Annotated in this window: 23 protein-coding genes; 13 read left to right on the top strand and 10 right to left on the bottom strand. The window is 71.3% G+C overall.

All coding sequences use genetic code 11. The features are described 5' to 3' along the window. The first annotated feature begins 28 nt into the window (after nucleotides 1–28). Nucleotides 29–451 carry a hypothetical protein gene (locus E1294_RS30605; RefSeq protein ID WP_132514134.1) on the top strand — a complete coding sequence of 141 codons (423 nt, stop codon included), beginning with the start codon at nucleotides 29–31 and terminating at the stop codon, nucleotides 449–451. A gap of 25 nt (nucleotides 452–476) precedes the next feature. On the opposite strand, the gene E1294_RS30600 is transcribed toward E1294_RS30605, so the two are convergent. Further along, nucleotides 477–2,339, bottom strand: a complete 1,863-nt coding sequence (locus E1294_RS30600) for an ABC transporter ATP-binding protein (protein WP_132514132.1) — start codon at nucleotides 2,337–2,339, stop codon at nucleotides 477–479. Then, on the bottom strand, nucleotides 2,336–4,120 hold the full coding sequence (locus E1294_RS30595) for an ABC transporter ATP-binding protein (protein ID WP_246083390.1): 1,785 nt from the start codon (nucleotides 4,118–4,120) through the stop codon (nucleotides 2,336–2,338). Before E1294_RS30595 ends, E1294_RS30600 begins: the two co-directional genes overlap by 4 nt. Before the next feature lie 169 nt (nucleotides 4,121–4,289). Here E1294_RS30595 and E1294_RS30590 point away from each other — a divergent pair, with 169 nt between their 5' ends. Both E1294_RS30590 and E1294_RS30585 read left to right on the top strand, forming a co-directional pair. After that, complete coding sequence (locus tag E1294_RS30590; protein ID WP_165977552.1) at nucleotides 4,290–4,769, top strand: nucleoside deaminase; 480 nt, start codon at nucleotides 4,290–4,292, stop codon at nucleotides 4,767–4,769. A 60-nt stretch (nucleotides 4,770–4,829) separates the two neighbouring features. After that, nucleotides 4,830–5,501, top strand: a complete 672-nt coding sequence (locus E1294_RS30585; protein ID WP_132514130.1) for a TetR/AcrR family transcriptional regulator — start codon at nucleotides 4,830–4,832, stop codon at nucleotides 5,499–5,501. Between the two features lie 21 nt (nucleotides 5,502–5,522). Here E1294_RS30585 and E1294_RS56200 read toward each other — a convergent pair whose 3' ends face one another. Then, complete coding sequence (locus E1294_RS56200) at nucleotides 5,523–6,044, bottom strand: lytic transglycosylase domain-containing protein (RefSeq protein ID WP_246083389.1); 522 nt, start codon at nucleotides 6,042–6,044, stop codon at nucleotides 5,523–5,525. A 472-nt stretch (nucleotides 6,045–6,516) separates the two neighbouring features. Here E1294_RS56200 and E1294_RS30575 point away from each other — a divergent pair, with 472 nt between their 5' ends. Together E1294_RS30575 and E1294_RS30570 are read left to right on the top strand one after the other, a co-directional pair. Then, nucleotides 6,517–7,002: a glutathione peroxidase gene (locus E1294_RS30575; protein WP_132514128.1), complete on the top strand. Its 486-nt coding sequence runs from the start codon at nucleotides 6,517–6,519 to the stop codon at nucleotides 7,000–7,002. Between the two features lie 155 nt (nucleotides 7,003–7,157). Continuing rightward, complete coding sequence (locus tag E1294_RS30570; protein WP_220448020.1) at nucleotides 7,158–8,312, top strand: 2,5-dihydroxypyridine 5,6-dioxygenase NicX family protein; 1,155 nt, start codon at nucleotides 7,158–7,160, stop codon at nucleotides 8,310–8,312. A 59-nt stretch (nucleotides 8,313–8,371) separates the two neighbouring features. Here E1294_RS30570 and E1294_RS30565 read toward each other — a convergent pair whose 3' ends face one another. Continuing rightward, a complete protein-coding gene (locus tag E1294_RS30565) occupies nucleotides 8,372–9,430 on the bottom strand; it encodes a LacI family DNA-binding transcriptional regulator (RefSeq protein ID WP_132514126.1) in 1,059 nt (352 codons plus the stop codon). Nucleotides 9,431–9,609: 179 nt separating this feature from the next. Between E1294_RS30565 and E1294_RS30560 the strand changes: the two genes are divergently transcribed. Further along, nucleotides 9,610–10,824: an ABC transporter ATP-binding protein gene (locus E1294_RS30560; RefSeq protein ID WP_132514124.1), complete on the top strand. Its 1,215-nt coding sequence runs from the start codon at nucleotides 9,610–9,612 to the stop codon at nucleotides 10,822–10,824. 107 nt (nucleotides 10,825–10,931) lie between these two features. Here E1294_RS30560 and E1294_RS30555 read toward each other — a convergent pair whose 3' ends face one another. Then, complete coding sequence (locus E1294_RS30555) at nucleotides 10,932–11,681, bottom strand: SDR family NAD(P)-dependent oxidoreductase (RefSeq protein WP_132514122.1); 750 nt, start codon at nucleotides 11,679–11,681, stop codon at nucleotides 10,932–10,934. A 34-nt stretch (nucleotides 11,682–11,715) separates the two neighbouring features. Between E1294_RS30555 and E1294_RS30550 the strand changes: the two genes are divergently transcribed. Further along, complete coding sequence (locus E1294_RS30550; RefSeq protein WP_132514120.1) at nucleotides 11,716–12,888, top strand: PQQ-dependent sugar dehydrogenase; 1,173 nt, start codon at nucleotides 11,716–11,718, stop codon at nucleotides 12,886–12,888. Here the strand turns inward: E1294_RS30550 and E1294_RS30545 are convergent. Then, the gene (locus E1294_RS30545; RefSeq protein ID WP_181958579.1) at nucleotides 12,867–13,226 is read right to left on the bottom strand and encodes a carboxymuconolactone decarboxylase family protein; all 360 of its coding nucleotides are present in this window, start codon (nucleotides 13,224–13,226) and stop codon (nucleotides 12,867–12,869) included. The genes E1294_RS30550 and E1294_RS30545 overlap by 22 nt on opposite strands. A gap of 152 nt (nucleotides 13,227–13,378) precedes the next feature. Then, nucleotides 13,379–14,551, bottom strand: coding sequence for a TerC/Alx family metal homeostasis membrane protein (locus E1294_RS30540; RefSeq protein ID WP_132514118.1), 1,173 nt, complete (start codon nucleotides 14,549–14,551; stop codon nucleotides 13,379–13,381). A gap of 62 nt (nucleotides 14,552–14,613) precedes the next feature. Here E1294_RS30540 and E1294_RS30535 point away from each other — a divergent pair, with 62 nt between their 5' ends. Together E1294_RS30535 and glnII are read left to right on the top strand one after the other, a co-directional pair. Beyond that, nucleotides 14,614–15,279, top strand: a complete 666-nt coding sequence (locus E1294_RS30535; RefSeq protein WP_132514116.1) for a hypothetical protein — start codon at nucleotides 14,614–14,616, stop codon at nucleotides 15,277–15,279. 202 nt (nucleotides 15,280–15,481) lie between these two features. After that, on the top strand, nucleotides 15,482–16,501 hold the full coding sequence (gene glnII, locus E1294_RS30530; protein WP_132514114.1) for a glutamine synthetase: 1,020 nt from the start codon (nucleotides 15,482–15,484) through the stop codon (nucleotides 16,499–16,501). 92 nt (nucleotides 16,502–16,593) lie between these two features. Here the strand turns inward: glnII and E1294_RS30525 are convergent, their stop codons facing one another. From E1294_RS30525 to E1294_RS54835, 3 genes are all read right to left on the bottom strand, one after another. Continuing rightward, nucleotides 16,594–18,132 (bottom strand): aldehyde dehydrogenase family protein, encoded by a 1,539-nt coding sequence (locus E1294_RS30525; RefSeq protein ID WP_132514112.1) that lies wholly within the window; start codon nucleotides 18,130–18,132, stop codon nucleotides 16,594–16,596. Nucleotides 18,133–18,202: 70 nt separating this feature from the next. Further along, on the bottom strand, nucleotides 18,203–19,081 hold the full coding sequence (locus E1294_RS30520) for an aminoglycoside phosphotransferase family protein (protein ID WP_246083388.1): 879 nt from the start codon (nucleotides 19,079–19,081) through the stop codon (nucleotides 18,203–18,205). Nucleotides 19,082–19,352: 271 nt separating this feature from the next. Continuing rightward, the gene (locus E1294_RS54835; protein WP_246083387.1) at nucleotides 19,353–19,898 is read right to left on the bottom strand and encodes a cupin domain-containing protein; all 546 of its coding nucleotides are present in this window, start codon (nucleotides 19,896–19,898) and stop codon (nucleotides 19,353–19,355) included. Between the two features lie 285 nt (nucleotides 19,899–20,183). Here E1294_RS54835 and E1294_RS56195 point away from each other — a divergent pair, with 285 nt between their 5' ends. The 4 genes from E1294_RS56195 to E1294_RS30485 all read left to right on the top strand — a co-directional run. Then, nucleotides 20,184–21,938 (top strand): SWIM zinc finger family protein, encoded by a 1,755-nt coding sequence (locus E1294_RS56195; RefSeq protein WP_246083386.1) that lies wholly within the window; start codon nucleotides 20,184–20,186, stop codon nucleotides 21,936–21,938. Then, entirely contained in the window at nucleotides 21,935–23,344 is a 1,410-nt protein-coding gene (locus E1294_RS30495; protein WP_246083385.1) for a DUF5691 domain-containing protein, read from the top strand. The genes E1294_RS56195 and E1294_RS30495 overlap by 4 nt, the downstream gene beginning before the upstream one ends. Continuing rightward, nucleotides 23,341–24,405 carry an ATP-binding protein gene (locus tag E1294_RS30490; protein WP_132514110.1) on the top strand — a complete coding sequence of 355 codons (1,065 nt, stop codon included), beginning with the start codon at nucleotides 23,341–23,343 and terminating at the stop codon, nucleotides 24,403–24,405. Before E1294_RS30495 ends, E1294_RS30490 begins: the two co-directional genes overlap by 4 nt. Continuing rightward, a partial coding sequence (locus E1294_RS30485) for a DUF5682 family protein (protein ID WP_246083384.1) occupies nucleotides 24,402–26,308 on the top strand: 1,907 nt, incomplete at its 3' end. The genes E1294_RS30490 and E1294_RS30485, both read left to right, overlap by 4 nt.

Below are 26,308 nucleotides of genomic sequence, written 5' to 3'. Positions count from 1 at the left end.
CACCGATCCGCAGCCGGGGGTGGTCTTGGTGCCCGATGGTTTCGACACCCGTGAGATGTGGCCGTTCGCATGCCTGTGCTGCCTGTACGTGTGGGAGGAGCAGTTCGTCGTCAGACACCTCGCAGACTCCCACGGCAACGCGGCCGAGATCTGGTTCAGTTCCGGAGTCCGCGTGCCGCCGCCCTGGTCGGGGGCGTGCTGCCCCGGCTGCGGCGCGTACGACGTGACGTCGCTCCCCTCCGGCTACCTGGCCCGCCACCTCGAGCTGGTGGCCATGCCGGAGGAGCCGCCGCAGCCGGTGCTCGGGCCCGCGGCCCGGCCGGGCAGGGCGCCCGCTGATCGGGCGCCCCGGCCCGGCCGGCTGCTGATCGCGCTGGGCGTGCCGTTGGTCGCGTTCCTCGCGTACGAGCTGTACACCACGTTGACGGCGGCGGCCCGCCCGCACGGCTAGCTCAGGCTGTCGAGCAACGCCTGAGCTAGCTCAGGCTGTCGAGCCACGCCTGGTGCAGGCCCGCGAACCGTCCGGAGGCGGCGATGAGCCGGGCCGGCGAACCGTCTTCGACGACCTCCCCCCGCTCCATCACCAGCACCCGGTCGGCGATCTCCACCGTCGACAGCCGGTGCGCGATGATCAACGCGGTCCTGTCGGCGAGGATCGTGCGCAGCGCACGCTGGACGAGCCGTTCGCTCGGCACGTCGAGGCTGGAGGTGGCCTCGTCGAGGATGAGCACGGCGGGATCGGCGAGGAAGGCCCTGGCGAACGCGACGAGCTGCCGCTGGCCGGCCGACATGCGGCCGCCCCGCTTGCCCACCTCGGTGTCGTAGCCGTCGGGCAGGCCCACGATGAACTCGTGCGCGCCGATCGCCTTGGCGGCCTCGCGCACCTGCCGGTCGGTCGCGTCGGGGCTGCCGAACCTGATGTTGTCGGCGACCGTGCCGCTGAACAGGAAGTTCTCCTGCGTGACCATGACCACGGCCTGGCGCAGCGCGGGCTCGTCCAGCGTGCGCAAATCGACGCCGTCGAGCAGCACGCGGCCCTCGGTGGGGTCGTAGAAGCGGGAGATCAGCTTGGCCAGCGTCGTCTTGCCCGCGCCCGTCGCGCCGACCAGGGCGACGCTCTGCCCGGCCGGGATCGTCAGGTCGAGGCGGGGCAGGATCGGCATCTCCTCGACGTAGGCGAACCTCACGCCCTCGAAACGCACCTTGCCCCGCGCCCCGCCCGGCGGCAGTGCCGCGGGCTCGCGCGGCTCGGGCACGGACGGCTCCTCCTCCAGCACGCCGGACAGCTTCTCCAGCGCCGCGCCCGCCGATTGCAGCGTGTTGTAGAACTGGCTGACCTCCTGCATCGGCTCGTAGAACTGGCGCAGGTAGAGCAGGAACGCCGCCAGCACGCCGACCTTCACCTCACCGTGGAGCGCCAGCCAGCCGCCGTAGAGCAGCACCCCGCCGATCGTCATGTTGCCGATGAGCTTGATGCCGGTCATGAACGTCGCGCCGAGCTGCATGCTGCGGGCGTTGGCGCCGCGGTAGTCGTCGTTGAGCTGCTGGAAGATCTCCTGGTTGCGGGGCTCCCTGCGGAAGGCCTGCACGGCGCGGATGCCGGTCATCGACTCCACGAAGTGCACGATCACCAGCGCCACCGTCTCGCGCGTGCGCCGGTAGACGATCGCCGACTGCCGGCGGAACCACTTGGTGAACAGCAGCAGGAGCGGCAGCGGGACCAGCGCCACCAGGCCCAGGTGCACGTCGAGCACCAGCAGCAGCACCGCCGTGCCCACCATGGTCAGCACGGCCTTGACCAGCGCGTCGAACCCCGACTGCAGCAGCTCGGCGATGGCCTCGACGTCGGAGGTCAGCCGCGAGATGACCCGCCCGGAGGTGTACTGCTCGTGGAAGCTCAGCGACAGGCGCTGGAAGTGGTCGAACACCCTCCTGCGCAGCTCCAGCAGGATGCTCTGGCCGATCCGGCCCGACAGGCGCAGGAACGCCTGCCGCGTGATCGCCTGCGTGACGGCCGCGCCCAGGATCACCCCGACCACGGTGAGCAGCACGGAGGGGCCGGATCCCTGCCGGATGGGTGGGATGCCGGAGTCGATCCCGATCGAGACCAGGAAGGGGATCGAGAGGCCGGCCGCGTTCGAGACCACGATGATCCCGACCAGCAGCGTGATCTTCTTCCGGTACGGGCGCAGCAGGTTGCCCAGCAGCCGCCGGGAGCGCGCCCGCAGCAGGACGGAGACCTTCTCCGGCAGCTCGTCCTGGTCCTCGGAGGCGACGCCGCGCCAGGACGCCGTGCCGGGCGCGTTCTGCGGGGGCGGCGGTGTGGTGGTCTTGGTCATCGCAGCGCCCCTTCCGACGCGCCGTCGAAGTCGGCGTCCTGGGCGAGCAGCTCGCGGTATTCGGGCACCTTCGCCAGCAGCTCCTGGTGCTGCCCGACGTGCGTGATCGTGCCGTCACGCAGCAGCGCCACCTTGTCGGCCAGCAGCACGGTGGAGGCGCGGTGGGCGACGACGATGCCGGTCGCCTCGCGCAGCACGTGCCGCAGCGCCTCCTCCACGAGGGCCTCGGTCTCGACGTCGAGCGCGGACAGGGTGTCGTCGAGGACCAGGATCCGCGGCCTGCTCAGCACCGCCCTGGCCAGGGCGAGCCGCTGCCGCTGGCCGCCGGACAACGACAGGCCCTGCTCGCCGATGCGGGTGTCGAGCCCCCACGGCAGGTCGTAGACGAACATGGCCTGCGCGGTCTGGATGGCCGCGGCGAGCTCTTCCTCGGTGGCGTCGCGCCGGCCGAGCATGAGGTTCTCGCGCACGCTCATCGAGAACAGCGTCGGCTCCTCGAACGCGGTGGCCACCACCTGGCGCAGCGTCGTCAGCTTGAGGTCGCGTACGTCCTGCCCGTCGATCGTGACGCGGCCCGAGGTGGGGTCGAGCAGGCGGGGCACCAGCGCGGTCATCGTGGTCTTGCCCGCCCCGGTAGCGCCCACGACGGCGACCGTCTCGCCGGGCTTGACCTCGAGCCACACGTCGCGCAGCACCGGCTCGTCAGCGTCGGCGAAGCGGAACCCGACCCCTTCGAAGCGCAGATGGCCGCGCGGCTGTTCGATGGTCTGGGTGCCGCCCTCGATGGCAGGGACGGTGTCCATGACCTCCATGAGGCGGTCGGCGGAGGTCATGGCCTCCTGACCCATGGCGAGGATGTAGCCGAGGCTCGCGATCGGCCACACGAGCTGCAACATCAGCGTGGTGAACGCCACCAGAGCGCCCAGCGTCAGCGCGCCCGAGCCGACGGCCAGCGCCCCGAGCAGCAGCACCAGGGCCAGGGTGATGTTGGGGATGATCTCCAGGAAGGAGAAGAACCTGGCCGACAGCCGCACCTTGGCCATCGAGGTGCCGTACACCTTGAGCGCGGCGTCGTCGTAGCGGTCGTAGACGTGGTGGCGGCGGCCGAACGCCTTGATCGTGCGGATGCCGAGCGCCGACTCCTCGACGAGCGTGGCGAGGTCGCCCTGCTCGTCCTGCACCTGGCGGGAGATCTTGATGTAGCGCTTCTCGAAGCGCAGCGACGTCCAGACGATCGGCACGGACGAGGCCAGCACCAGCAGCCCGAGCGGCCAGTACTTGTTGAGCAGCAGCACGGTCACCGTGATCAGCTGCAGGATGTTCATGACCAGGAAGAGCATGCCGAAGCCGAGGAACCGGCGGATCGTCGACAGGTCGGTGGTCGCCCGAGATAACAGCTGACCCGACTGCCAGTCACCGTGGAAGCCCATGGGCAGGCGCTGCAGGTGCTCGTAGAGGTCGTCGCGGATGCGAGTCTCCAGGCCGAGCACCGGTTTGACCTGGGCCCATCGCCTGAAGAAGATCAGCAGGGCTTCGACCACGCCGACGCCGATCGCGAGCAGGCCGAGGGGGAGCAGCCCCGCGGAGTCACCGTTGGCCACGGGGCCGTCGATGACCTGCTCGCTGATGAGCGGGAGCGCGAGGCCGGCGCCGATGCCGACGATCGCGGCCAGCCAGATGAAGACCAGCCTGGTGGCGTATGGGCGGAGGTAGGACTTCATCCGCCACAAGGAGTTGGAGGACAGCAGGGGACGGCGAGGTTTGTGCGTATCGGGAGGCATCCCATCTAGGCTAATACGTGGGATCAACAGATTTTCTGTGGCCAAGAGGTGGGGTTCACGTTTCTGACGTGGGAAAACGTGAAAGACCATGCACGCCTCGGCTGGCCATCACTTTTGTTGTGGTCTGTTGGGGAATGTTCCTCGAGGCTGCTCCACTTTGCGGGGGATCATGATCGACAGTACGGAACTGTCTCACCTGCGCCGCTGCGTCGAACTGGCCAGGCAGGCATTGGAGGAGGGCGACGAGCCGTTCGGCTCGGTCCTCGTCTCCGGAGACGGCGCCGTCCTGGCCGAGGACCACAACCGGGTGGCCTCGGGCGACCGCACCCGCCATCCGGAGTTCGAGCTGGCGCGCTGGTCGGCGGCGAACATGACGCCGCAGGAACGCGCCGCCGCCACCGTCTACACCTCAGGCGAGCACTGCCCGATGTGCGCCGCCGCCCACGCCTGGGTGGGGCTGGGCCGGATCGTGTACGTCGCGTCGTCGCAGCAGCTGGCCGGCTGGCTGAGCGAGCTGAACGTGCCCCCGCCGCCCGTGCGCACGCTCCCCGTCAACGAGGTCGCGCCGGAGGTGACGGTGGAGGGGCCGGTGCCCGAACTCGCCGACGAGGTCCGCGAGCTGCACCGCCGCTGCTACGCCAGGTCCTGAACGCCCTCTGGCCGGCACGGCCCACGGCATCCCGGCGCGCGGCCGTCCCTAGAATGGACCATGCTCACTGAGCCCGGAGGGCCCCCGGCTGAAGGGCCCCTGTCCCGGGGCCGCATCGTCGCCGCGGCCATCGACCTGATCGAGCGCGAGGGCGCCGACGCGATCTCCATGCGGCGCGTCGCGGCCGGGCTCGGCGTCGGCGTGATGTCCCTCTACAACCACGTGCCCAGCAAGGACGCCCTGCTCGACGCGGTGGCCGAGGCGGTGCTGAGCGAGATCGAGTTCACCGACGACCCCGGGGTGCACTGGACCGACAGGGTGCGCGCGCAGGCGCGGGCCTTCCGGCAGATCGCGCACGACCATCCGCGTTCCACCATGCTCGTGGTCAGCCGGCAGCTCCACACCACCGCCGGCCTGCTGCCCGTCGAGCGGGCGCTGGCCACGCTGCGCAGCGCCGGGTTCGACGGTGCCGACGCGGTCCGGATGTTGCGCATGTTCATCGCGTTCATCGTCGGCTCGCTGCTGCGGGAGGTCGGGGTGACCCCGGCCTTCGCACCCGTCCACGGGGGGCCGGTCACGGTCGGCGAGGTCGATGCCGTGCTGTTCCCCGAGGTGAGCGCGCTGGCAGGGCTGCTCGGTCAGTGCGATCACGAGGCCGAGTTCGCGTTCGGGGTCGAGCTGCTCCTGCGGGCCATGGAGGTGCATCCGGGGCGCAGGCAGGGCACCCGGTGAGTCCGGGTGCCCGGTCCGCTTCTAGTACCAGTTGTGCGATCTGAAATGACCCCAGGCGCCGCAAGGCCGGCCGTACCTCCCCTTGATGTATGCCAGGCCCCACCGGATCTGCGTCTCGGGGTTGGACCGCCAGTCGTGGCCCGCGCCCCGCATCTTGCCCGCGGGCAGCGCCTGCGGGATGCCGTACGCTCCGGACGAACGATTACGGGCCCGGTGGTTCCAGTTGCTCTCCCTGGTCCACAGGTTGTCCAGGCAGCGGAACTCCTTGAGGTTCCACGACCGCTGGACGACCTGCCCCAGGGCGATTCGCTTGTTCCTGCTGGCCGGCTTCCTGGCCGTGATCTTCGGATGCGCCGTCGTGGTCCAGACCCGGGTCTTCGGCCGCGCCGGCGTGGTCCAGACCCGGGTCTTGGGTTGCGCCGTCGTGGTCCAGGCCCGGGTCTTGGCTGGAGGCGCTGACTCCGCCCGGGCCGGTGTGCCACCGAACGCGGTGAGCGCGGTGACGGAGATGAGAGTGGTGCTGAGCGCGCGTTTGCTGTCCAAGTCGATCCTTGCTGTCGGGTCGCGTGCGGACAGGCGCGCTTCTTCCAGCGCCCCTTGCCGGTCCGCGTCCGTGGCTCGGACGTGGAGAATCCGCGTGGCCCTCCGGGATTCCGGTGCACCGCCCGATCGTGCTGGGCGGCCCGGAGTGCGCCGCGACGTGTCCTCTAGCACGATTCCTATTACGCTCCGTAATCGCGGGTCGCGGATCGCGACACGGCGTGGACAGGTGTTTGTGTCACCGTTGCGGATAAAACACCCGCTCGCTGGGCCAGGATTGCCCGCCCCGTCGCGCATATGGGGCGGGCTTGCCGGAAAAAACGGCCAAGCCTGAGGTTTGGCTCAGGGGCAAGGGTGGGAGGGGGCGTTCTCTCCGGGTGGGGCCACGGCGCGCCGGACCTCTGCTCGATGGGACCGAGACGTGATCAGGGAGTGCGGAAAGTCCCGGCCCGCGCCGTTCTGTAGGGTCGGGGCCATGAGTCTCAGCGACATTCCGCTCCGCACCCTCGACGACGCTCCCACTACGCTCGGTGACCTCGCGGCCGGCAAAGCCGCCCTGATCGTCAACGTGGCCTCCCGGTGCGGCCTCACCCCGCAGTACGCCGGCCTGGTCAAGCTCCAGCAGGAGTACGGCCCGCGCGGCTTCACGGTGATCGGCATGCCCTGCAACCAGTTCGCCGGCCAGGAACCGGGCACGGCGGAGGAGATCCAGCACTTCTGCGCGGCGACCTACGGCGTTGACTTCCCGCTGCTGGCCAAGGCCGACGTCAACGGCCCCGGCCGCCACCCGCTCTACGCCGAGCTCACCCGGTCGACCGACGCCGACGGCGAGGCCGGTGACGTCCAGTGGAACTTCGAGAAGTTCCTGGTGGACCGGGCGGGCGAGGTCGTCGGCCGCTTCCGCCCCCGCACGGCCCCGGAGGACCCCGCCCTCGTCTCGGCCGTCGAGAAGGTGGTGTAACCGCCGGTGGCGGCCCGGCCTGGCAGGACGGCGAAAGGTTGGCGCACGTGTCGTTCGAGATGGAAAGTCCGCTTACACGTGTAGTGAGCGCATCGCTGCGGAAGGTAATCGGGTGAGCCGTGGCTGGTTCCTTCGCCGGCCCGCACACTGGCCTGATGTTCCGCAGGGGGTTCGCGATGACGATCAATCCGTACGCAGGATCGCCCTTCAGCTACGTCTCCGAACCCGCCGCGGCCCCCTACTCGATCGTCGAGCTGATGCCGGGCGTCCGCAACCTGTGCGAATACGTCCGGCTGGCCCCCGGCGAACGGGTGCTGCTGCTCATGGAGCACACCGTCGATCCCGTCGTCGTGCAGGCCATCGCCGCCGGCGCGGCCTTCCGCGGAGCTGACGTCCGCATCCTGTCCGTGCCGCCGTTCAGCGCCGGCGGCTGGGACAGGGAGGCGCCGCTGCAGATCGAGACGGCCGCGTTCCCCGAGGCCGACGTCGTGATCAGCGGAACCTGGTGGGGCGAGGTGCACACCGCGCCGCTGTTCTTCGACCAGATCAAGTCCCGCTCCTCCCGTTTCCTGTCACTGCACATGACCGCCACGGCCGGCGCGCTGCTCACCGGCGGCCGGCTGCCCGCCGAGGTGTTCTACGCGCTGCTGCGCCGGGCGTTGCGGCAGTTGTCGGGGGCCGGGCGCATCCGGGTGACGTCCGGGCGGGGGACCGACGTGACGTTCTCCGGCCTGACCTTCGACCCCGACCCGGGCGCGCTGCGGCCCGGCGACTGGCGGCCCTTCCCGTACGGCGGCGCGAACTTCTGGCCCGCCGGCACCGAAGGCGTGATCATGCTCGAGGACAGCACGGTCACCGGCGTGCCCGAGGAGCCCGTGCGCCTCACCCTCGAAGGCAACCTGGTCCGCAAGATCGAGGGCGGGGCGGAGGCGGAGAGGCTGCGGCGGTACGCCCCCGAGGGCTTTTACATGCGCCACGGCCTGATCGGGCTGAACCCGAAGGTGCGGATCGCCGGCGGGACCCAGTTCGAGCGGGAGAAGCACGCCGGGGCCTTCTACTGCGGCATCGACGGGCTGACCGGCGGCGAGCCCGTCACGACGGGCCCGGGTTTCGCGCACTGCGACTGCCAGATGGACCGGCCCACCGTCACGGTGGACGGCGAGCTCTTCATCGAGCAGGGGCGGCTGCTGCTGCTCGACGAGCCGGAGATCCAGGAGGTGGCCGCACGATTCGGCCCGCCGGAGGTGGTCCTCGACGACAACCCGGTCATGATCCTTCCCCGCCGCTACGCGGGCCGCCCCGCGCAGTAGCCCCGTCAGCGGCTCACGGCGCAGGAGCCGGGCCGGCCGCTCGCCGGGCAGGAGCCCCGTCAGCGGCGGGGGCCGCAACTGCCCCTGATGATGAGCTCCGTGGGCAGGACCACGCTCCGGGCCCTCCTGGTGCCCGCGCGCAGGACGAGCTCCGCCGCGCGGTAGCCCATGTCACGCCCCGGCTGGGCGATCACCGTCAGCGGCGGCGAGCACAGCTCGGCCCAGGGCACGTCGTCGTACATGACGAGCGAGACGTCTTTCGGCACTCTCAGGTCGAGCTCCCTGGCCGCCAGCACGGCCGCCTCCCCGAGCACGTTGCCGCCGGCCACCACGGCCGACAGGTCGGGGCGGCTCTGGAAGAGGCCGGAGGCGGCGGCGTACGCGGAGTCGCGGCTGCCGGTGCCGAACACGATCAGCTCCTCGTCCACCGGAGCGCCCACGGCCGCCCTGAAGGCGTGCGCGCGGCCCTCGTGGCCGGGGCCGCCGAGGAAGGCGATGCGCTTGTGCCCGAGGCCGCGGAGATAGCGGACCGCCGTACGGATGCCCGCCCGGTCGTCGGCCACCACGGCGGGGACGTCCAGCGGCCGGGCCGGGGGAGCGGGCGGCAGGCCGTCGAGGGCCATGAGGTCTCCCACGGCGGACGGCCGGGTGTCGTCTGCGGACGCCTGGCCGGGAATCCGGTCGGCGAAGATCACGATCATGCCCGCGCGTATCGCCGGGGCCCAGGTTTCCGCGTCTCCTGACGGGACGGCTATCAGGCGGTCTACGCTCTGTTCGAGCAGCATGCCGATCAGGTCGGCCTCCTGCTCGGGATCGCCGCCGGTCGAGCCCAGGACGACGGGCTCGCCCACCGAGCGGGCGCAGGCCAGCACGCCTTCCGCCAGCTGCCCGTAGAACGTGTCGGTCAGGTCGGGGACGAGCAGGCCCATGCCGCCCGTGCGGCGCTGGCGCAGGTTGCGGCCCAGGGCGCTGGGGCGGTAGTCGAGCTGGGCGGCGGCGGCCAGGACGCGCTCCCTGGCGGCGGCGCTGGCCGAGCCGCCCGACAACACCCGGGAGACGGTGGCGACGCCCACGCCGGCCGCCTCGGCCACATCTTTGATCGTCGCCCGCTTCGCCATGGAAACGATTCCATCATGCTTTCCAGGAATCGGGAAGTGCGGCGTGCCGACAACGGCTGCTCACGCTGTAACCCTTGACACCGATGTCCGTTTCGGGTGAGATGCTTGAAAACGTATCCACGCGAGTGGGCACACGGAACCAACGTCCGGGCCACAGCCCTGGAGCGCGAAGGAATGTCATGGCATCCATCGTTCTGACGAACGTCGACAAGATCTACGCCGGTGGCGTAAAGGCCGTGAACGGGCTCAACCTTGAGATCAGGGATGGCGAGTTCATGGTGCTGGTCGGTCCGTCCGGTTGCGGTAAGTCGACCGCGCTCCGGATGATCGCGGGCCTGGAGGACATCAGCGGCGGTGAGATCTCCATCGGCGAGAAGGTCGTCAACCACCTGCCGCCCAAGGACCGCGACATCGCGATGGTCTTCCAGAACTACGCGCTCTACCCACACATGACGGTCGAGGAGAACCTCGCCTTCGGCCTCAAGCTCCGCAAGATGCCGAAGCCGGAGATCCAGAAGCGCGTCGGCGAGGCGGCCAAGATGCTCGGCCTCGAGACCTACCTCAAGCGCAAGCCCGCCGCCCTGTCCGGTGGTCAGCGCCAGCGTGTCGCGATGGGCCGCGCCATCGTGCGTGAGCCGCAGGCCTTCCTCATGGACGAGCCGCTGTCCAACCTCGACGCCAAGCTCCGCGTCTCGATGCGCGCCTCGCTCAACACGCTGCACGAGCGCCTCGGCGTCACCACGGTGTACGTCACCCACGACCAGGTCGAGGCCATGACCCTCGGCGACCGGGTCTGCGTGTTGCGCGACGGCATCCTCCAGCAGGTCGACACCCCGCAGAACCTGTTCGACAAGCCGGTCAACCTGTTCGTTGCCGGGTTCATGGGCTCGCCCGCGATGAACTTCGTCACCGCCGAGCTCGTCCGCGGCGACGGCGGCGCCGCCGTCGCCTTCGCCGACATCAAGCTCTCGATCCCCGACTCGACCTTCACCGACAAGCCGGGCCTCGACCAGTACGTCGGCAAGAAGATCATCCTCGGCATCCGCCCCTCCGACTTCGAGGACGCCGGTTCGGCCGGCAACCACGCCAACGGCTGGGCCACGCTGCCGGTCAAGGTGGAGGTCACCGAGGAACTGGGCTCCGAGATCAACGTGCTGTTCCTGATCGACGCCCCGCCGGTGGAGCACAAGGACACCGTGGCGGCCGCCGACTCCGGAGAGGACGAGGAGGCGTCGCTGCCGCTCGTGGGCGACAAGTCCCTGTGGACGGCCCGCGTCAACGCCCGCAGCCACGCGCGCTCCGGCCAGAACCTCGACCTGGTCGTCGACACGCACAACCTGCACTTCTTCGACACGACCTCCGGCCTGGCCATCGGCCACGAGGCCAACCGCTGAGTCTCCCGCTGTCTCCTGATTCCCGGCCGTGAGCACGCTCACGGCCGATCGGGCCCCCACCGCGACCCCCTCCCGCGGCGGGGGCCCGCCCTTTACCACGCGGAAGGTCAGCGGCCGATCCTGGCCGACACCATGGCCTGCAGCCTCCGGGGCACGAACCGGCCGACCGCGACGATGACCTTGTAGCGCAGGCTCGGCACCGACACGCTCTTGCCCAGCGCCAGGTCGCGCATCGCGCCGCGGACCACGTCGTCGGCCTTCAGCCACAGCGGCCCGGGGATGCCCGAGGGGTCCATCCCGGCGCGCTGGTGGAACTCGGTCCGCACGAACCCGGGACACAGGGCCATGATCCTGATGCGGGGATGGCCCACCACGTGCGCGGCCGACTCGCTGAAGCTGACCACCCACGCCTTGGACGCGCCGTAGGTGCCGCGGGTGAAGAACGCAGCCGCGGACGCCACATTGACGATCGCGCCCCTGCCGCGCTTCTTCATCGCGGGCAACGCGGCCAGCGTCAGCCTCAGCACCGCCTCGCAGTGCACCCGGAGCATGCGCACCTCGTCGTCGACCGGCGCATCGGGGAAGCTGTCCTGGTTGCCGAAGCCGGCGTTGTTGACCAGCAGGTCGACCCCGTGGCGGAGCCTGGACTCGACCCTGGTGACCCCCTCGTCGCTCGCCAGGTCGGCGGGCAGCACCTCGACGTCGACGCCGTAGCGGAGCCTGAGCTGCTCGGCGGCCAGGACGAGCCGCTGCTCGTCGCGCGCGACCAGGACGAGTGAGAACGCGTCGGCGGCCAGGCGCCTCGCGAAGGCGGCGCCGATGCCGGCGGTCGCGCCCGTGATCAGTGCGGTAGGCATGCCTGAACACTAACGTTCATGGCAGGATGACGGCGTGCGCCCCGTCCTGGCCGTGCTCGTCCTCCTGGCCCTCACCGCCTGCTCGGCCCAGGCCCCCTCGCCTGAGCCCTCCGCCGGATCGACCGGCCCGGCGGCCACCGCGACCGCCGCCCCCTCGGCGTCCGCGCCCACGACCGCCACGCCGGCCGAGCGGGGCCGGCTGCAGTTCGCGAAGATCGGCGAGTTCGACAAACCCGTCGCGTTCGCCGTGCGCGAGGGGGACGACCGCCTCTACGTCGCCGAGCAGACCGGCAGGCTGCGCACCTCCGCCGGCGACACGGTGATCGACCTGTCCCGCGAGGTGAGCAGCGGCAACGAGCAGGGGCTGCTCGGCGTGGCGTTCCATCCGAGCGGGCGGTGGGTCTACCTCGACTGGACCGACGCCCAGGGCGACACCCACGTCACCGAATGGGCCTACGACGGCTCCAAGGCGACGGCCAGGCGTGACGTGCTCACCCAGGAGCAGCCGTTCGCCAACCACAACGGCGGCCAGCTCGCCTTCGGGCCCGACGGCCACCTCTACATCGCGCTCGGCGACGGCGGCGGCGCGGGCGACCCGCTGGGCAACGGCCAGAACCTCGGCACGCTGCTCGGCAAGATCCTGCGCATCGACCCGCGCGGAGACCCGTACACGATCCCCAAGGACAACCCGTTCGCCGGCAAGAACGGCGCCAAGGGCGAGATCTGGGCGTACGGGCTGCGCAACCCCTGGCGGTTCACCTTCGACCGCGAGTCCGGCGACCTGTGGATCGGCGACGTCGGCCAGAACGAGTGGGAGGAGGTCGACCACCAGCCGGCGGGCTCGGAAGGCGGCGAGAACTACGGCTGGAGCCTGCGCGAGGGCAAGGAGCGCTTCCACGGCGGCGAGGGCGGCGACCTGACCGAGCCGGTGATCGTCTACCCGCTGGGGGAGGACGGCAACTGCTCGGTGATCGCCGGGCCGGTCTACCGCGGCACGAAGATCCCCTGGCTGCGGGGGCGCTTGCTGTACGGCGACTTCTGCGCCGGCTGGATCAAGGCCGCGCCTGTCGATGGGCCTGTCGATGGGCCCGATGAGGCGGCGGAGGTCGGTGAGGTCGAGCAGCTGTCGTCGTTCGGCGAGGGGCACGACGGCGAGCTCTACGCGCTCAGCCTGCAGGGCCCGCTCTACCGGATCGAGCCCGCCTGACCGTCGCGGTCCGGCGGATCGCCGGCCGGCCGGCTTCGCCTGACCCGCTCGATCAACTCCTCGACCTGGCCGTTCAGCCTGGCCCCCCGGATCCACCCCGCGTAGTGGGTGAGGAAGATCACCATCTCGCGCAGCTCGGGCTCGGTGAGGTCGCCGGTGCGCAGGGCCGCGTCAAGCTGGACGTCCGTCATCTCGTCGAAGCCCTGCCCGACGAGGAGCCCGAGAAGGAGCAGGCGACGCTCCCTGTCCGACAGGGCCGTCCTCGACCACACCTCGGCGAACTGGCGCTCGGCCGTCATGCCGAAGGAGTCGACGGTCTCCATGGCGGGGTCTGTCATCGCGCGCTCCCGGTTGTCGCAAGGGATCCTCACATCTTTCGCTACCTCTTGAGTTGGCTTAACGGGGGTTGCATGGACGTTGCACGCCCAGTCCATCACGGAGTGCCGCCCGCGCGGGGTTGACACTCGGGCTCGTCACACGTGCGGAGGGGTCAGGCCCGGCCGTGTTCCTCGTGGGCGCGGCGCAGGAGCGCCATGAGGCTCTCCTCCTCCCGGATCCACCGCCTGTGCTTCTCTGGCAGGCGTTTGAGCTGCTCCTCCTCGGCGAGCAGCCGCTGGTAGATTTGCTCGCGCACGTCCGGGTCGTGCTCCACCTCCAGGTACTCCTGCGCGTGCCGGCGCGCGGCGGAGACCGCGTTCTGCGCCCGCCCCCGGCCGCTGACCAGCGAGGCCACCACGGTGACCAGCAGCACGCCGAGGATCACCAGCAGGGACAGCCCGGTGGGGACCTCGATCACCGGCACCGGCTCGCCGTCGTTGATGAACGGCACGTTGTTCTCGTGCAGGGCGTGCAGGATCAGCTTCACGCCGATGAAGCCGAGGATGACGGCCAGCCCGTACGACAGGTAGATCAGCCGGTCGAGCAGGCCGTCGAGCAGGAAGTAGAGCTGCCGGAGCCCCATCAGGGAGAACGCGGTGGCGGTGAAGACGAGGTAGACGTCCTGGGTCAGGCCGAAGATCGCCGGGATGGAGTCGAGGGCGAACAGGATGTCGGTGCCGCCGAGGGCGGTCATGACGAGCAGCATGGGCGTCATCACCCGCCGGCCGTTCTCGACGGTGAACAGCTTGTCGCCGTCGTACGTGTCGGACGCCGGCAGCAGCCTGCGGGCGATGCGGACCATGACGTTGTCGGGGGTGTGGCTGTCCCCGCCCTCGGGCTTGAACAGGTTGCCCGCCGTCACCAGCAGGATGAGGCCGAACACGTAGAACACCCAGGCGAACCGGTCGATCAGCGTCGCTCCGAGCCAGATGAACCCGCTCCTCGCGATCAGCGAGAACACGATGCCGAACAGCAGCACCTTCTGCTGGCCCGCCCGCGGAACCTTGAAGCCGCCCAGGATGACGAGGAAGACGAACAGGTTGTCGACCGACAGCGCCTTCTCCGTGACGTAGCCGGCGAAATACTCCGCTCCCGGGTCGGAACCGCCGAAGATCCACACGACCACGCCGAACACCAGGGCGACGCCGACGTACAGAGCCGACCAGAACGACGCCTCGCGCAGGGTGGGGATGTGCGCCTTGCGTACGTGGAAGATGAAGTCGAACAGCAGGAGGCCGGCGATCCCTGCGATCGTCAGCCACCACACCGCGGCGGGCACGTCCACTCCGGGGTTCCTCTCTGTCGGCCGTCGCGAGGGGCGACTCGGGGCGGGGCTCGGGACCTGGCATGAGCTACCCGATCACGGCGGCGGTAAGCCTCAGCGCCGGCCAGGTCACGCTCGCCCGCAAGGACCTGCTCGCGACCTCCACCGGTCCGGCGGCTCGCGCGTCGGCGGTGTCCGCAACCTGGAGGCCGGAGCCGTCCTCGGGGGCGCGGCGCGTCGAACCCGCGAGGGCCGGGCGACGTCTTAGGGGTGTGCATCGACTCGCCCTCATCGCCGCCCTGTTCGCCGTTTCGCTGGCCGGATGCTCGGAGGGGGCGCCATGCACGCTGATCGGCACCCCGGTCGGCGTGTCGGTGACGGTGAAGGCGCCGGTCGCCGCGCAGGCGGACACCGCTGAGATGGAGGCGTGCTGGGACGGCGCCTGCCGGCAGGCCAGGGCCGAACTCCGTACGGTCCGGCGGGCCGGAGAAGAGACCTGCGACGGTGACACCTGCTCGGTGACCGCGGTCCCGACCGCGGACAAGCGCGGATTCGGCACCGTCCAGGGCTTGCCGAAACGGCCGGTGGAGGTACGGCTGACGCTCAAGGGAGCGGGCTCCGAGCCGGTGGCCGAGCACACCGTCACGGTCACCCCGAAGGGGCGCTTTCCCAACGGTCCCGGGTGCGGGGAGGGCGGCCCGAACGTCGTGCTCACCGTCGAGGCCGACGGCACGGTGCGGGAGAGCTGACCTGCCATGGTGATCTGGCGCGGTGATCTGGCGCGGTGATCTGGCGCGGTGATCTGGCGCGGTGATCTGGCGCGGTGACCTGCTGCGGTGACCTGCCGCGGTGACCTGCGCTGATTAACACGGCGTTCACATACGGGCAAAAATCGGGAAACGGCCGTCCGTAAGACTCGGCGTGGCTGAGAAGAACCCCGAAAGGACCGCCGTGAGCTACAAGGCTGAGTACATCTGGATCGACGGCACCGAGCCCACGGCTCTGCTGCGCTCGAAGACGAAGATCGTGTCCGACGGGGTCGAGCCTCCGGTCTGGGGCTTCGACGGCTCCAGCACGAACCAGGCCGAGGGCCACGCGTCCGACCGCGTGCTCCGCCCGGTGTTCACCTGCCCCGACCCGATGCGCGGCGGCGACAACGTACTCGTGTTGTGCGAGGTCGAGGAGACCGACGGCGAGCCCCACGCGAGCAACACCCGCGCCCTGCTCCGCCCGATCGCCGAGCAGTACGCCGAGCAGGACTCCTGGTTCGGCATCGAGCAGGAGTACACGTTCTTCAAGGGCAGCCGGCCGCTCGGCTTTCCCGAGGGCGGCTTCCCCGCGCCGCAGGGGCACTACTACTGCGGTGTCGGCGCCGAGGCCGTGTTCGGCCGCGAGATCGTCGAGCTCCACCTCGACCGCTGCCTCGCCGCCGGCCTGAAGATCTCCGGCATCAACGCCGAGGTCATGCCCGGCCAGTGGGAGTTCCAGGTCGGCCCGGCCGGTCCTCTCGAGGTCGCCGACCACCTGTGGGTCGCCCGTTACCTGCTCTACCGGACGGCCGAGGAGTTCGGCGTGGAGGCCACGCTCGACGCCAAGCCCGCCCGCGGCGACTGGAACGGCGCCGGCGCGCACACCAACTTCTCCACCCGCGCCATGCGCGAGGGCTACGACGCCATCATCACCGCCTGCGAGTCACTCGGCGAGGGCGACAAGCCGATGGAGCACGTCTCCCAGTACGGCGCCGACATCGAGCTGCGCCTGACCGGCCATCACGAGACCGCCCCGTGGAACAAGTACACCTACGGCGTCTCCGACCGCGGCGCCTCCGTCCGCATCCCGTGGCAGGTCGAGGTGGACAAGAAGGGCTACATCGAGGACCGCCGCCCCAACGCCAACGTCGACCCGTACGTGGTCACCCGCCTGCTGGTGGGCACCTGCTGCGCCGCGCTGGAGAAGGCCGGCCAGGTCTGACCTCCACGGGGACGGGCGGCGCCTCAAGGACGCCGCCGCGCCCGCCTGCGTGGTAACCCGGGGGCTCCTCGCCGAGGAGCCCCCGTTGGCTGTCACGGGAGGCGGAAGTCCAGGTCCGGCTCGATCTCCGCGACGTCCATCTGGGCTTTCTGCAACCTGCCCGAGTGATCCCAGTTCATGGACTGCCAGCGGGTGAACTGGTCGAGCACCCACATGCCCGACTGGCGGCTGCCGTTGCCGGACTTGCCGTTGCCGCCGAACGGGAGGTGCGCCTCGGCCCCGGACGTCGAGTTGTTGACGCTGACCATGCCGGCCGAGATGCCCTCGCGGAACCGGAAGGCGTGCTTGGCGTTCGTGGTGTAGATGGAGCTCGACAGGCCGTAGCCGGGTAGGTTGGCCAGCTCGATGGCCTCGTCGAGCGTGGCGAACGAGGCCACCCCCACGATCGGGCCGAACGTCTCCTCCAGGAACAGCCGGTCGCCCGGCTGGACGCCGTCGACGACGACCGGGTGGTAGTAGAGGCCCTCGCCGCCGTCGAAGTCGCCGCGCGGGTTGTCCTTCGTGATCCGCCCGACATTTCCCGAAACGACCTTGTGGTGCGGCTGGAGCCAGGTCAGGAACTCCTCGTACCGGTCGGCGAACTTCTGGTCGAGCAGCGGGCCCGCCAGCACGTCGCCCGCCGGGTCGCCGATCTCGGCGGCGCGCAGCGCCCGCGCGAACCGCTCGACGAACTCGTCGTGCACGCTCTCGTGCACGATGACCGTGCCGAGGCTGGTGCAGCGCTGGCCCGCCGTGCCGAAGCCGGAGAACAGCGCACCCTCGACGGCCAGATCCAGCTCCGCGTCCGGCATGATCACCATCGGGTTCTTGCCGCCCAGCTCCAGGCAGGCGGACTGCAGGTGACGCCCCGTCAGCTCGCCGATCTTCCCGCCCACCTCGCTGGAGCCGGTGAAGCCGACCTTCTGCACGGTGCCCTCGCCGAGGGCCAGCTCCAGGCCGTCGAAGGTGTCGGCGCCGCCGGCGAACACGATGTTCAGCACCCCGTCGGGCAGCCCAGCGGCCGTGAACAGCCGGAACATGGCCTCCGCGGAGGCGGCGGCGTACTCGGCGGGCTTCCAGACGACGGCGTTGCCGCAGAGCAGGGCCGGCACCAGATACCACGAGGGCACGGCGACCGGGAAGTTGCCCGCGGTGACGACCGCCGCCACACCGATCGGGTTGCGGAACGTGAACAGGTTCTTGTCCGGCATCTCCGACGGGACCGTCTGGCCGTACAGCCTGCGCCCTTCACCGAGGAAGAAGTCGCAGGTGTCGACGATCTCCCGGACCTCGCCCAGCGCCTCCGCGTACGGCTTGCCGATCTCCTGCGTCACCAGCCGGGCCAGCCGCTCGGCGTTGGCCTCCACCAGCCGCCCGATGGAGGCGATCACCCGGCCGCGTACGGGGGCCGGGACCCTGGCCCACTCGCGCTGGGCCTCCTTGGCGCTGCGGCAGGCGGCGGCGAACGTGCCCGCGTCGGCCAGCCCGACCCGGGCCACGACCTCGCCCGTGCGGGCCGGGTTCAGCGATGTGTACGTGCCGGCGACGGCGGCTTCCTTGCCACCCACCACGGAAACGATCTGACGGCTCACCGGTGCCCTCCTCATAGTTCCTCCGGACAGACAATCATCTCGCCGGAAAAAACCCAAGGAAACCGCGTCGTCAGCCAGCCAGCACGGCGTCGATCACATGCCGCGCGTTGGCGGCGATCGAGGGATTGGTGTGACGGTAGCAGGGGAGCTGGATCAAGGCCATGGACAGCGCCCAGCCGCGCCCGCGTGCCCAGGCCGCGTCGTCGGCGCCGAGCGCGCCGCGGAAAGTCTGCCGGGCGGCGGGCGGCAGCAGGTTCCAGGCCGGGATCAGGTCGCAGGCGGGATCGCCCACGCCCATGGTCGCGAAGTCGATCACGGCGGCGAGCCGGCCGTCCTCGACCAGCAGGTTGGCGGGCATCAGGTCGGAGTGCGCCCACACGGGAGGGCCCGCCCACTCGGGGGCCCGCAGCGCCTCCTCCCACGCCGCCGTCGCCGCGGCGGTGTCGATCAGCCCTTCCAGTTCGCCGATCGCGGCCCGCGTATCGGCGTCCACCACCGGCAGCGGCCCCGCCCGGTAGGCGGCCGGACCGTCCGGCAGGTCGATGCGCTGGAACGCGGCGACGAACCGCGCCAGGTCCTTGGCCAGCGACTCGGCGTCGGCGAGGTGGGCCGGGTCGGGGTTGGCGCCGTCGAGCCAGCGGTAGACGTACCACGGCCAGGGGAAACCCTCGGCGGGCTCGCCCAGGCCGAGCACCGTGGGGACTTCGGCGGGCAGCAGCGGGGCGAGCCGCGGCAGCCAGTGGTGCTCCTTCACCACGTCGTCGACGCCCCACGGGACGCGCGGCAGGCGTACGGCCAGGTCGTCACCGAGCCGGAAGATCGCGTTGACCGTGCCGCCCGAGGGGAACGGCTCGACCGGCAGGCCCGCCCACTGCGGGAACCGACCGCCCACCAACCGGCCGACGAGCCCGGCGTCGATGTCGAGCTCTTCGTCATGCATCTTGCCCATGGGCACCCTTCTTGTTCGGACCGGCCCCATATCAGCGTTCTCGGGCGCCGCCCGTCAACTGGTTTCCTGATCGCGTGTGTGCCGCAGGACGAGCTCCGCGATCCTGCACGGCAACCCGGACGAGAGGAACGCATTCCCCAGGCCCGGGACGGCCCGAAGGCGCGCATGGCCGAGCGGCGTGGTCGAGCGGCTCGCATGGACGACGCCGGCGCGGGGTGGCCGTCAGGCGGTCGGGAGGCCGGGGGCGGTCGGGCCGTCAGGTGGCAGGTCGTCAGGCGGTGAAGTCGGCGAAGTCGAAGCCCGGCGACACGATGCAGCTCACCAGCACCGGTTCGTCGCCTGCCGGCTTGGCCGATTGCCACACCCCGGCGGGCACGATGGCCTGCGGCACCTGGCCGTGTTCCACGTCAGGCCCGAGCGTGATCGTGTCGTCCCCGACGGTCAGGGTCAGCGGCCCGCCACGGTGCCACAGCCAGACCTCGTCCGACCTGACCGCGTGCGGCACCGACTGCTCGCCCGGCTGGAGCAGGAAGTAGATGCCGGTGGCGCTGGCCCGGTGCCCCGGGTAACCGTCCGGCCGGAACGTCGCCGCCGACCGCCACGTCTCCCTGAACCAGCCGCCTTCGGGGTGGGGGAGCAGGTCGAGGGCCTCGGCGATGGGCGGCCGCTCGACGAACGCCACCGGAGCACCGGTCACGTCCCTGCGCAGGAAGCGGTTGCCGTCGAGGACGAGCTGCCCGTCGAGCCGGCTGGCCAGCGCCGCGGCCTCGTCAGCCACCTGAACGGATGGGCCGCTGGGGTAGATCCTTAGCTCCACCTGGCCAAGTTTATGGGCATTCCAGACGCGCCGCGGGCCCTGGCCGTCCGCCCGTGGGGAGCCTCGGCCGGTCCTGCCGGGTTCGTCCCGGCGGCTTCGGATGATCTGTACGTCCGTCCGGGTGGGCTTCGGGCGGTCTTGTACGTTGGCGGGGGAGGGCCTCGGGCGGACCTGCACCTTGGCCGGGGTGAGCCTCGGGTGGTCCTGTACCCGGTCAGGCGGCGCTTTCGGCGATCTCCCGGACCCGGGGGCGAAATGTCGGTCGGGCTGGCTAGTCTGCGGCAGGTGATCGAACGGTGGAGCCGTGACCAGGTGCTCGCTCTCGCCCCCGACGCCTCCTCCCAGAAGGCGGCCCAAGGGGTGGCGACGCCCGGGAAATGGTCGTTGCGCGGCACGACGGGCACGATGCTGTACGGCGAGTGCAAGGGGAGCGGGGCCAAGCCCTACCTGGCGTGTGTCGATCTCACCGAGCCCGCATACCGATGCAGCTGCCCGAGCCGTAAGTTCCCGTGCAAGCACACGCTCGGGTTGCTGCTCCTGTGGTCCGCCGACGGGGTTCCCGCCCAGGAGGCGGCGCCGCAGTGGGTGACCGAGTGGGTGAAGGCACGCGCCGAGCGGGCGGCCAGGTCGGCGGCCAAGATCGAGGGCGCCCGCCAGCCGGGTGACGGCGCCGCGCGATCGCGGGACGGGGACGGACAGCCCGCCGGGGCTGAGGTGTCCGGGGGATCCCGTGGTAAGGATGGGCAGCCCGCCGGAGAGGAATCATCCGGGGGATCCCGTGGCGGGGATGGGCAGCCCGTCGGGGATGAGGTGTCCGGGCGGGCTGGTGGTAAGGAAGGGCAACCTGCCGGGGAGGAGATGTCCGGGCGGGGGCGTGGCGCGCGTGGGGAGTCCGTACGCCATGGGCGGGTCGCGTCGGGGCTGGCGGAGCTGGAGCGGTGGCTGGCCGATCAGGTGCGGCAGGGGCTGGCGGGCGCCGGGGAGCACGACTGGGAGGGTCTGGCCAAGCGGCTCATCGACGCCCAGGCGCCCGGAGTGGCGGGCATCGTCTCCAGGCTGGCCCGGGTCCGGTCCGAGGAGGGCTGGCCGGGGCGGCTCCTGGAGGAATACGCGCTGCTCAACCTGCTGGCCGTCGCCTACCGGCGGCGGGCCGAGCTGCCCCCGGCCCTGGGGCAGACCGTGCTGATCCGCACCGGGTTCCCGGTTACCAGGGAAGAGGTGCTGGCGAGACCCGCCGTGCGGGATCACTGGGACGTTCTCGGCAGACGTGACGAGGTGCAGGACCGGCTGACGGCGCGCAAGGTCTGGTTGCGCGGCCGGCGCACGGGGCGGCCCGCGCTGGTCCTCTCCTTCGCCCCGCAGGGCCAGTCGCTCGACGCCTCCCTGGTCACGGGCACCACGATCGATGCCGACCTCGCCTACTACCCGGGTGCCGCCCCGCTGCGGGCCCTGGTCGCCGCCCGCCACGGCACCGTCCCGCCGCCCGAACCCTCGGGCCGCTTCGAGGCGATGCCAAGGCCGCCTGCCCCGTCCGAGCCGTCCGGTCCATCTGATCCCTCTGGTTCGTCGGGTTCGCCTGGTCCATCCGATCTTTCTGGTTCGTGGGGTCCGCTTGGTCCTTCCGGTCCTTCCGGTCCTTCCGGTCCTTATGGTTCGTGGGGTCCCCCTGGTCCTTCTGGTTCGTCGGGTCCGCCTGGTCCGTCCAGTCCGTTCAATCCTTCTGGTCCCTCCGGCTCGTCTGGTTCTTCCGGGTCCGGTCGGTCTGGTCCGCCGGGGGTGTCGCCGGAAGAGGCGCTGGACGAGGTGGCCAGGGCGCTGGCGGGGGATCCCTGGATGGAGTCGTGGCCGCTCGTCCTGGCCGGTGTGGTGCCCGGGCGGACCCGGCTAGGCGGCCTGCCGCTGCACCTCAAGGCCCGCGATCCCTGGCGGCTCATCGCCGTGTCGGGCGGGCGCCCCCTCACGGTGGCCGTCGAATGGACGCCCCACGGGGTGCGGCCCCTGACCGCGTGGGACGGCGACGGAAGGGCGGTGATCCTGTGACGGGCTGGGAGGAGCTGGCGTCGACGGCGCTCGTGGGCACCGACCGCAGACCGTACGACGGAGATCTGCTCGCGAGCGCAGCCGTGGAGGTGGCGCGGCGGCGGGCGGGCCAGCCGCTCGCAGGAGTCACGGAACGGGAGCAGGAGCAAGGGCAGGAGCAGGCGCCCGCCGAGGAACGGCCGGCCGTCGGCAGGCGTGCGGCCGAGCGGCTGATGAGGATTCTGGGCGGCGAGCAGGAGCGGTTGCTGGCGGAGTGGCTGGCCGCGGCCGCCGCGACCGGTCGCAGGGTGCCCCCGTACGCGCTGCCCGAGCTGCTCGAACGCGGCCGCCGTGACCGTTCGATCAGGGTGCACCTGGGCGTACTGGCCGGGCAGCGCGGCCGGTGGCTGGCCGGGCTCAATCCCGCCTGGGCCTACCTCCTGGAGGAGCCCACCGGCGAGACCTGGGAGCTGGGCTCCGCAGCGGACCGGCGGGCTCACCTGCGCCGCGTCAGGTCGGCCGACCCCGCGCGGGCCCGGCGGCTGCTCGAGAGCACGTGGGAGAGCGAGACGCCGGACGACCGGGCCGAGTTCGCGGAGGTGCTGGCCGACGGGCTGAGCATGGACGACGAGCCGTTCCTCGAGCAGGCGCTCGACGACCGCCGCAGGGAGGTGCGCCAGGCCGCCGCCAACCTGCTCACCCGGCTCCCCGGGTCGCGCCTGTCGCAGCGCATGGCCGAGCGGGCGCGAGCGTGCGTGACGATCGCCGGCAAGGTCATCACCGTCGAAGCCCCGGGGTCCTGCGACAGGGCGATGGAGCGCGACGGCGTCCGGGCCAAGCCGCCCAGGGGCATCGGCGAGCGGGCCTGGTGGCTGCAGCAGATCATCGCCCGCGCCCCGCTGGCGATCTGGGGTCACCCGCCCGCCAGGCTGCTCCAGATGACGATCCTCGACTGGGACGCCGAGGTGAAGGCGGCCTGGGTGCGCGCCGCCGTGCTGCAGAAGGACCCGGAGTGGGCGCGGGCGATGTTCGGCTGGGATCCGATCGCGGACCTTCTCGAATGCCTTCCGCCCGGCGAGCAGCAGGAGCTCGCCGCTGATTTCGTGAGAAAGCATGACCTGGACAGCCAGTTGATCATGGTGCTGGGCGGTGTCTCGTCCCACTGGCGCGACGAACTGGCCACGGCCGTGCTCCGCAAGATCGTGAAGGTGGCCACCACGCAACCGTGGAACCTCGGCGAGCTGGTCAAGCTGGCCGGCGAGCACATCGACCCAGCCCTGTTCCCGCTGGCCGAGAGCTACTCGCCCGTGGAGTCCATCCAGCAGGTCGCCGCCCTGCTGCGTTTCCGTGCCGACATGTACAACGAACTTTCCGTGAATGAGTGGAGCGAGGAGACCATGGAACGACCGGCGAAGGAGGGCGCATGACCGTTCTGCGCCCGCACGCGGAAGACCAGTACGCCGAGGAGTTGGCCCTCCTCGCCAAGGACGACGACCGGCCGAGGCCGCCCGGCTGGAAGCTGTCCCCGTGGGCCGTCACCACCTACATCCTGGGCGACGGTGAGCGCATCACCCCGAAATACGTGGGCGCGCGGCGCATCGTCGAGGTCGCCGTCGCCACGCTGGCTACCGACCGCGCGCTGCTGCTGCTCGGGGTGCCCGGCACCGCGAAGACGTGGCTGTCAGAGCACCTGGCAGCGGCCATCAGCGGCGACTCGACGCTGCTCGTGCAGGGCACCGCGGGCACCGCCGAAGAAGCCATCAGGTATGGCTGGAACTACGCGAGGCTGCTGGCCGAGGGCCCGTCGATCGAGGCGCTGACCCCGTCGCCCGTGATGCGCGCGATGGCCGAGGGCCGCGTGGCCCGCGTCGAGGAGCTCACCCGCATGCCGTCCGACGTACAAGACGCCCTGATCACCGTGCTGTCGGAGAAGACGCTGCCGATCCCCGAGCTCAACCGCGAGGTCCAGGCCGAACGCGGCTTCAACGTCATCGCCACCGCCAACGACCGTGACCGGGGCGTCAACGAGCTGTCCAGCGCGCTGCGCCGCCGCTTCAACACGGTGGTGCTGCCCGTACCCGCCACCGCCGAGGAGGAGGTGGACATCGTCGCCCGCCGCGTCACCCAGCTCGGCGCCTCTCTGGAGCTGCCCGAGACGACGACGGGACTGGCGGAGATCCGCCGGGTGGTGACGGTGTTCAGAGAGCTGCGCACGGGCGTCACCGAAGACGGCCGCACCAAGGTCAAGTCGCCCAGCGGCACCCTGTCCACGGCCGAGGCGATCTCCGTCCTCACCAACGGTATCGCGCTGGCCGCGCACTTCGGTGACGGGGTGCTGCGCCCGTCCGACGTGGCGGCCGGGATCGTGGGCGCGGTGGTCCAGGAGCCGGTGTCGGACCGGGTGGTGTGGCGCGAATACCTGGAGACCGTCGTACGCGAGCGGTCGGAGTGGCGCGACTTCTACCGCGCCTGCCGCGAGGTCTCATGAACACCCGCCCACCCGCGGGCGACGACACGCCCCGCGCACCGTCCCCCGGGATGCCGGGCGTGCCGGGGGACGGTCAGACGGCCATCCCCGGGCCGGCCGATACGCGGGGCGCCGCCGGCCAGGCGGCCGGCTCCGGGCCCGCCGGCGCACCGGGCGCAGGGCGGGCGGCCGGCGCCGCGGGTGCGCTGAGGGCAGGGCGGGCGGACGTTTTCGTCCTGGGCGTACGCCACCACGGGCCGGGCTCGGCGCGGGCCGTGCGCGACGAGCTGGAGCGGCTGCGGCCCGACGCGATCCTCATCGAGGGCCCGCCGGAGGCCGATCCGATCGTCTCACTCGCCCCCGGCATGGAGCCGCCCGTCGCGCTGCTCGCCCACGTGCCGGGACAACCGTCGCGCGCGGCGTTCTGGCCGTTCGCGGCGTTCTCACCCGAATGGCAGGCCATCCTGTACGGCACGTCCGCCGGCGTCCCGGTGCGCTTCTGCGATCTGCCCGCCGCCCATTCGCTGGCAGGTGACGGCGACGAGAAGGTGCCGGGCCTGCGGGCCGATCCCATCGGGACGCTGGCCGCGGCCGCCGGATACGACGACCCGGAACGCTGGTGGGAGGACGTCGTCGAGCACCGCGGCGACACACCCTTCGCGGTGATCGCCGAGGCCATGGCCGCGGTGCGCGAGGGCCACCAGCCGGACGAGCGGGAGGCCAGGCGCGAGGCGTACATGCGCAAGACCCTCCGCGCGGCGATCAGGCAGGGCTACGGGCGGATCGCGGTGATCTGCGGTGCCTGGCACGTGCCCGCGCTGGCGGCGCCCTTGCCTCTGGTCGGCGCGGACAACGCGCTGCTGCGCGGCCTGCCGAAGGTGAAGGCGGAGCTGACGTGGGTGCCGTGGACGTACGGGCGGCTGGCCTCGTGGAGCGGCTACGGCGCGGGGATCTCCTCGCCCGGCTGGTACCACCACCTGTTCGACGCGCCCGACCGGCCCGTGGAGCGGTGGCTGACCGGGGCCGCGGGGGTGCTGCGCGACGAGGGCCTGCCGGTGTCGTCCGCGCACGTCATCGAGTCCGTACGCCTCGCGCACGGTCTCGCGGCCCTGCGCGGCAGGCCGCTGGCCGGGCTCGGCGAGGTCACTGAGGCGGCCAGGGCCGTGTTGTGCGAGGGCGACGACCTGGCCGTGGAGCTGATCCAGCGGCGCATGGTCGTCGGCGACCGGCTCGGCCACGTCGGCGACGGCACGCCCATGGTGCCGATCCAGCGCGACCTGCGCGAGCAGCAGCGGCGGCTCAGACTCAAGCCAGAGGCACTCGACCGGGAGATCGACCTCGACCTGCGCAAGCCGCTCGACCTTGACCGCAGCCACCTGCTACACCGCCTGCGCCTGCTCGGCGTCGACTGGGGGACGATGGGGCAGGCGCGGGGGAAGGGCACGTTCAGGGAGACCTGGTCGTTGCGGTGGCGGCCGGAGCACGACCTGGCGCTCATCGAACACGCCGCGCTCGGCACCACCGTGGCGGCCGCCGCCACCCAGCGGGCCAGAGGACTGGCGGCGGCGGAGCCGGCGGCACTGGCGGATCTGACGTCGCTGGTCGAGCAGTGCCTGCTGGCCGAACTACCGGAGGCGCTGCCCGAGGTGCTGGCGGCGCTGTCGGCCAAGGCGGCCCTGGACACCGACGTCACGCATCTCATGGCGGCGCTGCCCGCGATGGTCCGGGCCCACCGGTACGGCGACGTGCGCGGCACCCCGGCGGAGGGGCTGGCCGTGATCGTACGGTCGATGCTGGACCGGATCTGCGTCGGGTTGCCGGTGGCGGTCACGGGGCTGGACGACGGAGCGGCGGCGGGGCTGCTCAAGCACGTGGACGGCGTTCACTCGGCCGTCGCCCTCCTCCACGAGCCGTCCAGACCCTG

This window comes from Nonomuraea diastatica, from assembly GCF_004349015.1.
Taxonomy (GTDB): domain Bacteria; phylum Actinomycetota; class Actinomycetes; order Streptosporangiales; family Streptosporangiaceae; genus Nonomuraea; species Nonomuraea diastatica.
This window is presented reverse-complemented; position numbering and strand designations above follow the sequence as displayed.

Coding starts and splice junctions, on each gene's coding strand:
- E1294_RS30600 (WP_132514132.1), bottom strand. CDS start 2,339: ATGACCAAGACCACCACACCGCCGCCCCCGCAGAACGCGCCCGGCACG.
- E1294_RS30595 (WP_246083390.1), bottom strand. CDS start 4,120: ATGCCTCCCGATACGCACAAACCTCGCCGTCCCCTGCTGTCCTCCAAC.
- E1294_RS30590 (WP_165977552.1), top strand. CDS start 4,290: ATGATCGACAGTACGGAACTGTCTCACCTGCGCCGCTGCGTCGAACTG.
- E1294_RS30585 (WP_132514130.1), top strand. CDS start 4,830: ATGCTCACTGAGCCCGGAGGGCCCCCGGCTGAAGGGCCCCTGTCCCGG.
- E1294_RS30575 (WP_132514128.1), top strand. CDS start 6,517: ATGAGTCTCAGCGACATTCCGCTCCGCACCCTCGACGACGCTCCCACT.
- E1294_RS30570 (WP_220448020.1), top strand. CDS start 7,158: ATGTTCCGCAGGGGGTTCGCGATGACGATCAATCCGTACGCAGGATCG.
- E1294_RS30565 (WP_132514126.1), bottom strand. CDS start 9,430: ATGGCGAAGCGGGCGACGATCAAAGATGTGGCCGAGGCGGCCGGCGTG.
- E1294_RS30560 (WP_132514124.1), top strand. CDS start 9,610: ATGGCATCCATCGTTCTGACGAACGTCGACAAGATCTACGCCGGTGGC.
- E1294_RS30555 (WP_132514122.1), bottom strand. CDS start 11,681: ATGCCTACCGCACTGATCACGGGCGCGACCGCCGGCATCGGCGCCGCC.
- E1294_RS30545 (WP_181958579.1), bottom strand. CDS start 13,226: ATGACAGACCCCGCCATGGAGACCGTCGACTCCTTCGGCATGACGGCC.
- E1294_RS30535 (WP_132514116.1), top strand. CDS start 14,614: ATGAGCTACCCGATCACGGCGGCGGTAAGCCTCAGCGCCGGCCAGGTC.
- E1294_RS30520 (WP_246083388.1), bottom strand. CDS start 19,081: ATGGGCAAGATGCATGACGAAGAGCTCGACATCGACGCCGGGCTCGTC.
- E1294_RS30490 (WP_132514110.1), top strand. CDS start 23,341: ATGACCGTTCTGCGCCCGCACGCGGAAGACCAGTACGCCGAGGAGTTG.